The organism is Roseomonas sp. 18066, assembly GCF_902706185.1.
Classification (GTDB): domain Bacteria; phylum Pseudomonadota; class Alphaproteobacteria; order Acetobacterales; family Acetobacteraceae; genus Pseudoroseomonas.
Map to the genome: position 1 here is coordinate 24,147 of NZ_CACSJM010000073.1, position 6,212 is coordinate 30,358.

The 6,212-nt window shown below is 70.4% G+C and carries 4 protein-coding genes; 3 read left to right on the forward strand and 1 reads right to left on the reverse strand.

The annotated features are described in order from the left end of the window. Positions 1–7: 7 nt before the first annotated feature. The 3 genes from GVN67_RS15845 to GVN67_RS15855 all read left to right on the forward strand — a co-directional run bounded on the left by GVN67_RS15845 (position 8) and on the right by GVN67_RS15855 (position 3,552). Positions 8–1,330: an aminotransferase class I/II-fold pyridoxal phosphate-dependent enzyme gene (locus GVN67_RS15845; RefSeq protein ID WP_159997656.1), complete on the forward strand. Its 1,323-nt coding sequence runs from the start codon at positions 8–10 to the stop codon at positions 1,328–1,330. Beyond that, a complete protein-coding gene (locus GVN67_RS15850) occupies positions 1,330–2,148 on the forward strand; it encodes a formyltransferase family protein (RefSeq protein WP_200845281.1) in 819 nt (272 codons plus the stop codon). Before GVN67_RS15845 ends, GVN67_RS15850 begins: the two co-directional genes overlap by 1 nt. A 108-nt stretch (positions 2,149–2,256) precedes the next feature. Next, entirely contained in the window at positions 2,257–3,552 is a 1,296-nt protein-coding gene (locus GVN67_RS15855) for a capsule biosynthesis protein (protein ID WP_159997658.1), read from the forward strand. Positions 3,553–3,608: 56 nt separating this feature from the next. Here the strand turns inward: GVN67_RS15855 and pepN are convergent. Continuing rightward, the coding region (gene pepN / locus GVN67_RS15860; RefSeq protein WP_408906356.1) for an aminopeptidase N at positions 3,609–6,212 on the reverse strand (2,604 nt) is incomplete at its 5' end.

The following is a 6,212-nucleotide window of genomic DNA, read 5'->3' on the forward strand; positions in this document are numbered from 1 at the left end:
ACGCCGGATGAGTGGTGGACTATCGACGACGGCGCGTCTTGCCCTGCTGGCGCGGCTGTCGAAGCGGCGCAGCAGCGAAGCCCCCCGCCCCGACGCCGGCAGCGCCCGCGACTTCACCACCCTGCCCGGCATGCGCGACTTCGCCCTGCTGAAGGCCGCGCTCGAATCGCTGGAACTGCGCAGCCCGCTCTTCGTCGCTCATGACGGGCTGGCGGGCGCGCATAGCGCGATCGACGGGCGCGATGTCATCAACTACGCCAGCTACAACTACCTCGGGCTGAACGGCGACCCGCGGGTCCAGGAAGCCGCCCGCGACGCCGTCTCCCGCTACGGCACCTCGCCCTCCGGCTCGCGCATCACCTCCGGCGAGCGCGCCCTGCACCTGGAGCTGGAACGCGAGCTCGCGGCGCTGCACGGCGCCGAGGCGGCGCTGACCTTCGTCTCCGGCCACGCCACCAACGTCACCACCATCGGCCACCTGATGGGGCCGCGCGACATCGTCGTGCATGACGCGGCGATCCATAATTCCTGCACCGAAGGCATCCGCCTCTCCGGCGCCCGCCGCATCCCCTTCGCCCATAACGACATGGCCTCGGCCGAGCGCGAGATGGCCGGGGCCCGCCGCGGCGCGCAGCGCGCCATGCTGCTGGTCGAAGGCCATTACAGCATGGATGGCGACGTCCCCGACCTGGCCCGCTGCGTCGAGATCGCCCAGCGCCACGACGCCTGGCTGATGGTCGACGAGGCCCATAGCCTGGGCGCCATCGGCCCGACCGGCCGCGGCGTCGCCGAGGCGCAAGGCGTCGACCCGGCCGGCGTCGACCTGTGGATGGGCACCCTGTCGAAGACGCTGTCTTCCTGCGGCGGCTATATCGCGGCCCGTGCCGACGTCATCGACTGGCTGCGCCACACCGTGCCGGGCTCGGTCTATTCCGTCGGGCTGGCGCCACCGCTGGCCGCCGCGGCGCTCGCCGCGCTGCGCATCCTGCAGGCCGAGCCGGAACGCGTCGCCCGGCTGCAGGCCAATGGCACCGGGCTGCGCGACCGCCTGCGCGCGCGCGGCTTCGACACCGGGGCCAGCATCGGCTCGGCCATCGTGCCGGTGATCCTCGGCTCCTCGCTGCGCACGGCGAAGGTGGCCGGCGCCCTGCTGGAGCGCGGCGTCGCGGTGCAGACGGTGATCTTCCCCGCCGTGCCGGAGCAGTCGGCGCGGCTGCGCTTCTTCCTGTCGGCCGACCACACGGAAGAAGACCTGGACCGCACCGCCGAGGCCGTGGTCGCCGCGGTGGCCAGCGTCGGGCGGGTGGAGAAGCTGCCCGGCCTCGGCTGATGCGCCCCCTGCGCATCGCGCTGCTGACGCTGGAAAGCGCGCTCTCGGCCGGGCCGGTGCTGGATTTCGCCCGCGCCCATGCCGGGCAGATCGTGCTGATCGGACGCTCCATCCCCTATCGCCCGGCGATGGGGGGGATGTGGGGGCAGATGCGCGCCCATTGGCGCCGCTCCGGCCTGGGCTTCCTGCCGTTCCTGCTGGCCGGCTATGGCGTGCCGCAGACGGTCGGCGATATCCGCCGCGCGCTGGGCATCGGCGCGCTGAGCCGCTTCGCGCATCGGGAAAAAATCCCGCTGGAAGCGGTCGAGGACGTCAACGGACCCGGCTTCGCGGCGCATCTGGAGAAGACTCACCCGGATGTGATCGTGTCGTTTCACTTCGACCAGATCCTGACCGCCGCCACCCTGGCCCAGGTGCCGCGGGGCGGGATCAACATCCATCCCGGGCTGCTGCCGCGGCATCGCGGGCCGGTGCCGACTTTCTGGGCGATGCAGGAAAAAGCCAGCTTTGGCGTGACCGTGCACCGGATGGTGCCGCGGATCGATGCCGGCGGCATCCTGGCGCAGGAGGGGCTGGCGCTGCCAGCGGGCACCAGCGCGGTCGCGGCGGCGCGGCTGCTGCACCATCTGGGGGGGCGTCTGGCCACGCGGATTCTCGCGGAAATGGCTCAGGGCAAAGGCTTTTCCGAGCTGGTTCCACCGCTGCTGCCCTATTGCCCGTTTCCCTCGGCCGGGGCATTGCGGGAAGCGGCGCGGGGCGGGCACCGGCTGGTCGGATGGGATGACTGGCGACAGGCCCTGATCGCGCCGGTTGGCTGACGCGGCAGGTCACGGGTCGGAGAGCACGGGCGTCCTGCCCTGTTCCCGCCATGCCCGGCTTCCAGACTGCCCGCTTCACCACCCGTGCAGAGAACACACGCCCACCTGATGCAGAGCTCCGATGCCCCGGCCCCGAAGCGTTTCCTGTTCCTGCAAGGCCCCATCACCCCCTTCTTCGACGAGGTAGGTGCCGGGCTGCGGGCGCTGGGCCATGTGGTGCACCGGATCAACCTGAATCTCGGCGACCGGCTGTTCTGGCGCGGGCCGGGGGCGGTCGATTTCCGCGGCCGCCTGGCCGACTGGCCGGGTTTCATCGAGGGCTTTCTCGACCGGCACCGCATCACCGACATGGTGCTGCTGGGCGAGCAGCGCAGCTACAACAAGATCGCCATCGCCGCCGCCCATGCGCGCGGCGTGCGGGTGGCCGCCACCGACTTCGGCTATATCCGCCCCGACTGGATCGTGCTGGAGCAGGACGGCATGAACGCCGCCAGCCGCTTCACCCGCGACCCGGAGACCATCGTGCGCACCGGGGCCGCGCTGCCGCCGCCGGACCTGACCATCCGCCACCGCGACAATTTCAAGCGGCAGGCGATGTGGGACATGCTGTACCACCTCAGCAGCCGGATGCCCTGGCCGTTTCCCCATTACGAGACGCATCTGCTGCAGCATCCGCTGACCTACTACCTCGGCGTCGGCTGGCGGCTGCTGCACCGTTCCGCGGACAACCGCCGCGCCGACCGCATCCTGCAGAAGCTGTCGGGCACCGGGCCGCTGTTCCTGATGGCGATGCAGATGGAATCCGATTTCTCCATCCGCGCCTATTCCAAGTATCCCGACCTGGACACCGCGCTGCGCGAGATCGCCGAGAGCTTCGCCGCGCATGCGCCGAAGAACGCGCATCTGCTGGTGAAGGTGCATCCGCTGGATCCGGGGCTGAAGAACTGGAAGCGGCGGACGCGGGGCATCGCCGCCGCGGCCGGCATTCCCGACCGGATGCATTACCTGGGTGGCGGCAATCTGGGCGCCATCGTCGAGCAGGTGCAGGGCGTGGTGACGGTGAACAGCACCGTGGGGCTGCGCTCGATCATCGACCACACGCCGACCTTCGCGCTGGGCGAGGCGATCTATCGCATTCCCGGCCTGGTCTTCCCGGGCACGCTGGACCGTTTCTGGACCGAGGCGACGCCGCCCGACATCGCCCTGCGCGAGGGCTTCCTGCGCTGCATCGCGCATAGCCTGCATATCCGCGGCGTCTACTACAACCGCCCGGGCCTGGATGTCGCCGTGAAGGGTGCCGTGCACCGCCTGCACCATGGCGTGCTGAACATGCCGGCCGAGGGCCTGATGTTCCCCTCCGACCCCGACATGCCGGCGACCGCCGCGCCGCGCCCGTGGGACTAACCTGAAGGCGGGGTCCGGGGGGATACTATCCCCCCGGCCTTCGCTTTCTTGCTGTGCTAGGCGAGGGCTTTCGAGACCTTCTCATAGGTCCCCTTGCTCAGCCCCGGCCTGGCGGCGATGCGCTGCAGCTCTTCCTTCATCCTGGCCCCGCGATGGGCGTCCTGCCGTTTCCAGGCCCCCAGCGGCGAGACCATGCGCGCTGCCACCTGGGTGTTCACCGCGTCCAGCGCGATGACCATGTCGGCGAGGAAGCGGTAGCCTTCGCCGGAGGCGTCGTGGAAGGCCGCCGGATTGCCCGCCGCGAAGGCCCCCACCAGCGAGCGCACCCGGTTCGGGTTGCGCAGGTCGAAATCGGCATGGCCGGCCAGGGCCCGGATCTCGGCCAGCGCCTGCGGCCGGTCGGCCATGGCCTGGATGGTGAACCACTTGTCCAGCACCAGGGGCTCGGCCTTCCAGCGGGCGTGGAAGGCCGCCAGCGCCGCGTCGCGGGCCGGGCCGTCGGCATCGGCCAGCGCGCGCAGGGCGGCGAGCTGGTCGGTCATGTTGGTGGCCGCGTTGAACTGCGCCTCGGCGCGGTCCTGATGGCCGCCGGCGGCGCCCAGATAGGCCAGCGCCGCGTTGCGCAGCGCGCGGCGGCCGATGCCAGCGCCATCGATGCGGTAGGGGCCGGGATCGGCCAGGCGGTCATGCAGCGCCGCAAACTGCCCGGCGAAACGCTGGCCGAGCGACTGGCGCAGGAAGCGGCGGACGGCGTGGATGGCCTCGGGGTCGGCGACCGGCATCTGGTCGGCGACGAAGTCTTCCGAGGGCAGCGGCAGGGCCTCGGCGGCGAAGGCCGGGTCTTCCTCGGCGTGGTCGAGCAGGCTGCCGATGATGGCGGCCACACCCTCGGGCAGCTCTAGCGGGCGCTGGCTGCGCAGGTCGTCGACCAGGCGCAGCATTTCGGCGGTCAGATACTGCTGGCCGGAATCCCAGCGGACGAAGGGATCGCTGTCATGCGCGGCGAGGAAGCCGAGCTGGTCGAGCGACAGCCCCTTCAGCCGCACCGGCGCCGAATAGCCGCGCAGCAGCGAGGGCACCGGCTTTTCGTCCAGCCCGTCGAAGGTGAATTTCTGCTCCGTCTCCTCCAGCAGCATCATGCCGGCGCCGGGGATCTCCGTGCCGTCCGGCGCGATCAGGCCGAAGGCGACGGGGATCGGCACGGGCAGCTTCCCGGGCTGGCCGGGGGTGGGCTGGGTCGATTGCGACAGGGTCAGGCTGTAGCGGCGGGTGGCCGGGTCGAACTCTTCCGACACGGTCAGCTCCGGCGTGCCGGCCTGGGCGTACCAGCGGGAGAAGCGGGACAGGTCGACGCCCGAGGCATCCTGCATCGCCGAGACGAAATCCTCGATCGTCACCGCCTGGTTGTCGTGGCGGGCGATGTAGAGGTCCATGCCGCGGCGGAAATTCTCCACCCCGATCAGGCGGCGCATCATCCGCACCACCTCGGCGCCCTTCTGGTAGACGGTCGCGGTGTAGAAGTTGTTGATCTCGACATAGGAATCCGGGCGCACCGGATGCGCCATCGGCCCGGCATCCTCGGGGAACTGGGCGGCGCGCAGGCGGCGGACATTGGCCAGGCGCTTGACCGCGGCGCTGCCCATGTCCTCGGAGAAATGCTGGTCGCGGAAGACGGTCAGGCCTTCCTTCAGCGACAGCTGAAACCAGTCGCGGCAGGTGACCCGGTTGCCGGTCCAATTATGAAAGTACTCATGGGCGACGACGGTCTCGATGCCTTCGTAGTCGACGTCGGTGGCCGTTTCCGGCCGCGCCAGGATGTACTTGGTGTTGAAGACGTTGAGGCCCTTGTTCTCCATCGCCCCCATGTTGAAGTCGGAGACGGCGGCGATGTTGAAGACGTCCAGGTCGTATTCCAGGCCATAGGCCTCCTCGTCCCAGCGCATCGAGGCCTTCAGGCTGTCCATCGCATGGCCGCAGGCGGTCTCGTCGCCTTCGCGCACATAGATGGCGAGCTCGACGTCACGGCCTGACCGGGTGGTGAAGCTGTCCTTCAGCGCCACCAGGTCACCCGCCACCACGGCGAACAGGTAGGAAGGCTTCGGATGCGGGTCGTCCCAGCGGGCCCAGTGGCGGCCGTCGGGCAGCTCGCCGCTGCCGGCCGGATTGCCGTTGGACAGCAGCACCGGGCAGCTGGCGCGATCGGCCCGCAGCGTGGTGGTGAAGCGCGCCATCACGTCCGGGCGGTCGGGGAAGAAGGTGATGCGGCGGAACCCCTCCGCCTCGCACTGGGTGAAGAAGTTGCCGCCCGAGCGGTACAGCCCCGACAGCTCGGAATTCGCTTCCGGGTCGATCTGCACCACCGTCTCCAGCACGAAGGCGTCGGGCAGATCGGCGATCGTCAGCCCGCCGGCCGGCGTCCGCTGCAGCCGCGCCTCCGGCAGCGCCACGCCGTCGATCGCGGCGGAGACCAGGGTCAGCGCCTCGCCATCCAGCGCCAGCGGCGCCCCCGGCGCGGCCGCCGGGTTGCGGCGGATCTCCAGCCGGGCTGCCACCCGCGTCGCCGTCGGATGCAGGTCCAGCTCCAGCGCCACCTGGTCGATCAGGAAGGCAGGCGGCCGGTAATCCTCGCGGCGATGGGTGGGCGGGGGGATGGTCTGCTC

Coding starts and splice junctions, on each gene's coding strand:
- GVN67_RS15845 (WP_159997656.1), top strand. CDS start 8: ATGAGTGGTGGACTATCGACGACGGCGCGTCTTGCCCTGCTGGCGCGG.
- GVN67_RS15850 (WP_200845281.1), top strand. CDS start 1,330: ATGCGCCCCCTGCGCATCGCGCTGCTGACGCTGGAAAGCGCGCTCTCG.
- GVN67_RS15855 (WP_159997658.1), top strand. CDS start 2,257: ATGCAGAGCTCCGATGCCCCGGCCCCGAAGCGTTTCCTGTTCCTGCAA.